Annotated in this window: 2 protein-coding genes; both read left to right on the top strand. The window is 64.7% G+C overall.

Going from position 1 to position 3,948, the window contains the following annotated elements:
• Nucleotides 1-164 precede the first annotated feature (164 nt).
• Nucleotides 165-1,355 carry a site-specific integrase gene (locus ABZ861_RS31395; protein WP_361637425.1) on the top strand — a complete coding sequence of 397 codons (1,191 nt, stop codon included), beginning with the start codon at nt 165-167 and terminating at the stop codon, nt 1,353-1,355.
• Nucleotides 1,356-1,552: 197 nt separating this feature from the next.
• Nucleotides 1,553-3,811, top strand: coding sequence for a site-specific integrase (locus ABZ861_RS31390; protein WP_361637422.1), 2,259 nt, complete (start codon nt 1,553-1,555; stop codon nt 3,809-3,811).
• The last annotated feature ends 137 nt before the right edge of the window (nt 3,812-3,948 follow it).

The following is a 3,948-nucleotide window of genomic DNA, read 5'->3' as shown; positions in this document are numbered from 1 at the left end:
GGTGTGTTGACCGAACTAACTTCGCTGTTTGTGCAGGTCAGAGCCTCTTCTGCTAGCTTCCCGGCATGCCTGAGCGGAGTGATCCCGAGAGGGATCTGAAGAACCTTGTCCTGCCCGAGGTCGGCCAGTTACTGGAGACCGGTGACCCTTGGGAGCCCTACCGGTTGCTTGACGCGGACAACGGCCTGGTCGAGCCAGTTGCGGTGTACTTCAAGGAACTGATGGCGGCTCACAGCTCGCCGCTGACCTTGCGGTCGTACGGGATGGACCTGCTGAGGTGGTGGCGATTTCTGTGGCTGTTGGGCATCCCGTGGGATCGCGCAGTGCGGTCGGACGCGCGGGACTTCACCCTGTGGATGCAGCTGGTCGACAAGCCCGTGCGAGTGCACTGGCGCCATCGCGGCAAGGACCCTGCCGAGTTACCACCGCCCCGAAGCGCCAAGCCAGCGCCAGGCACACCTAATCCGGTGACGGGGAAGCTGACCACCGGCACGAAGTACGCGGCCACCACGCGGGCCCATAGCGAGACTGTCTTGCGGACCTTCTACGACTGGCACCTGGAACGCAATACTGGATCTCTACTGGTCAACCCCTTCCCGCTGGTCCGCAGCCGGCGGACCGCCCGGGCTCAGCCCCATCACAACCCCGAGCGGGAGCACAAGCGCCAGCGCACGGGCCTCTACCGGCCTACCGTTCCACAGCGGGTTCCGCGCCGGATCCCTGACGACAAGTACGCCGAGGTCTTCGCGGGTCTGCGCTCCCACCGTGATCGGGCTCTTCTGGCCTTCTGGGTGGCCACCGGCGCCCGGGCCGAGGAACTCCTCACTCCCTCTCAAGGTGATGCTCTCGTCGGTCAGCAGACCATCGGGGTGATCCGCAAAGGCACCCGCGAGTACCAAGAACTACCCGCCACCCCGGATGCGTTCGTCTGGCTCCGGCTCTACCAGGAGGAAGCCTGGAGCAAGGGAGTCCCCCGCGGCCGCAGGCAACCGCTTTGGTGGACCCTGCGCCGTCCCTGGCGGCCGCTGAACTACGACGCGGCCCGAGCCATGTTCACCCGCGCCAACGAGGTCCTGGGCGCCAACTGGACCCTCCACGATCTGCGGCACACCGCGACCTACTTGATGCTCGACGACCCGTCCATGCCCCCGGCCTACGTCCAGCACATCCTCGGCCACAAGCACCTGGCCACCTTGGACATCTACAACCGCCCCACCAGGGACGACGTCATCGCGGCCGGGCTTGCCCACCACGCCCGGCAACAGCAACGACGCGACAATCCGCCGCCCGCTCTGCCTTCGCCTGCCTACAACCCCGACTCCCTCAGCGTCCTGTTCGGAGGTCCGCTCGCATGACGAACCTCATGGTCGCGACGGATGCCCCAGCACCAGCCAAGCTGAGTGGGGAGGAGCTCGCATCCCTGCTCAGAGCGTTCCCTCCCCGCCCGCGCCCGAGTTCCTGGCCCGCAACCGAAGCCTCGCGCGAAGCCGTTCTCGACCGGCTCGAGCATCCACCGCTCCGGGCCACGGCCGAGAGCACCCAAACTGCTCGGATGGTCGGCGTCCGTCTGCTCCTGGGCTGGCTGGAGACCTTTCCAGGTGACACCTGGCAGCAGCGATGGGAGGCCAGCCCCGCCTCTGCTTCCTATGCCGGCTGGGGCGACGCGGTGTTCGAGTGGGCTCTGAGCCAGGGAAGGCGGCCGCAACGCGCGGTTTCCTCCTCCGGCATGTTGGCCCTGATCGGCGCGGACGTCCTCCGGCCCCGCCTGGATTGGCTTTCCTCCAACACCTCGCGTCACCTTCGCCTGACCGTCCAAGCGGCACGCGATCCGGAAGGCTTCGCCCGCCTAGCAGCCCAGATCCCCGCACGTGAAATGGCCACGTCTCCCGCCTCCGAAGCCATGAAGGCCATCGCCACGATCATCGCGGCCCAGGGAGGGGGCATCGACGACATCGTCGTCGGTGACCTGCTCGCCCTCGTCCGTATCAAGGCGAACCAGAATGCGCAGACCAGCGCCGTTCTCCGCGCCTACACATGGCTCCGAAGCCGTGATCAGTTTCCTCTCGACGCTCCGGCCACTCTTCACAACCTCGCGACGCGGAGCGGTCAGGTTCCCCCAGCAGGTCTTGTCGATCGGTACCCCCTGCGCTGTCGGCCGGTTCGCGACCTCCTGGTCGACTACCTCACTGAACGCCGGGCCGCCTTGGACTACACCAGCTTGAAAGTCCTGGCCAGCCATCTGGTGGGCGCGTTCTGGGCGGATCTCGAGCATCACCATCCCGGCATTGACACGCTTCGGCTGCCACCAGAGGTGGCCGATGCCTGGAAGGCCCGCATCGCGGTGAAGACCCGCCGCCGGCGGCAACCGGACGGAACCACGGCCGAGATCACCGAACCGCGGGTCAGTGCGGCGACCGTGAAGATGAGCGTCAGGGCGTTCTACCTCGACATCGCGGAGTGGGCCCTCGACGAGCCCGAAAGGTGGGGCCACTGGGCCGCCCCGAGTCCGATCAGCGAGGGCGACTGCGGCGTCAAGAAGATGGAGCAGGAGCAGAAGAGCAGGTCAGACCGCCGCACGCGCGAGCGACTGCCGGTCCTACCGCTGCTCGTCCAAGCTGCTGAGCGCCGCCTCAAGGAAGCCAAGACTCGCCTTGCTGCCATCGATGCGGCACCGCTCGGCAGCACGGTCACGGTCTTCGGTGAGACCTTCACCCTCCCCCGGACCTCGAAACGCGCCGACGGACGCCCCGGGCGAATCTGGGATGAGCACGGCAACCGCAGGAACCCTCAAGCAGAGGAAAAGCAGGCATTCTTCGCCTGGGCGACGATCGAGATCCTTCGCCATACAGGGATCAGGGTCGAGGAACTTCTAGAACTCAGCCACCACAGCATCATCCGCTATCGACTTCCCAGCACGGAAGAAATCGTCCCGCTACTACAGATCGCCCCCTCAAAGACAGAGAAGGAACGCCTTCTTCTCATCAACCCCGAGCTTGCAGACGTCCTTAGTGCACTCGTCACGCGCGTGAGGCAGCGCGACGGGAGGATCAAATCCATCCCATCCTATGACATGCATGAGAAGACTTGGAATGCCCCTATGCCGGTTCTCTACCAGTGGGAAGTGAGCAGCGAACAGCGTCCCATCTCCCTTGGTTTCATTCGGAGAGCGCTAGTCGACACTCTTGAGGCGTCTGGGCTGACCGACGGCAACGGGAGTCCGCTGCACTTCCAGCCTCACGACTTCCGCAGGATCTTCATCACGGACGCCATCCTCAACGGCCTACCACCCCATATTGCCCAGGTCATCGCAGGTCACGACAGCATCAGCACCACCATGGGATACGCCGCCATCTATCCATCGGACGTCATCGAAGCCCATCGCGCCTTCATTGCGCGGCGCCGCCAGATGCGACCTGCTGAGGAATACCGGGCCATCTCCACAGAGGAATGGGATGAGTTCCTGGGGCACTGGCAGCGAAGGAAACTCGCTCTCGGGGAATGCGGACGCGCTTACGGAACAGACTGCGCGCATGAGCATGCATGCGTCCGTTGCCCAGTCCTCATCGTTGGCCCTGCCGAGAGGTCGAGACTCGAAGAAATCCGAGACAACCTTCGTGACAGAATCGCCGAAGCCGAAAGGGAAGGGTGGCTTGGTGAGGTCGAGGGCCTATCGGCAAGTTTCTCCGCAGCTGAGGTAAAGATTGCAACACTCGACTCAAGGCAACAACGCCAGGAATCCTCCGTATTCTTGGGAATTCCTTCACTCCATCAGCTCGCCGCCCGCACGAATGGCACAGAGGGAACTGGATGAGTCGGCCCCTGGCCCGGCCGATGGGTGCAGCCCTTCCCGGTCCGTCTGGTGTCCCGCCGACTTTGGCCCGAACCCGCGACCCCGGCTCTGGACGTCACTCTCCCCGAAGCGCCATCAGGCGCTTAGTTCAGAGAAGG

The organism is Streptomyces sp. NPDC046985 (assembly GCF_040644415.1).
GTDB lineage: Bacteria > Actinomycetota > Actinomycetes > Streptomycetales > Streptomycetaceae > Streptomyces.
Note: the sequence above shows the minus strand (reverse complement) of the source record. Positions and strands in the feature narration are given on the sequence as shown.

Coding starts and splice junctions, on each gene's coding strand:
- ABZ861_RS31390 (WP_361637422.1), top strand. CDS start 1,553: ATGGTCGGCGTCCGTCTGCTCCTGGGCTGGCTGGAGACCTTTCCAGGT.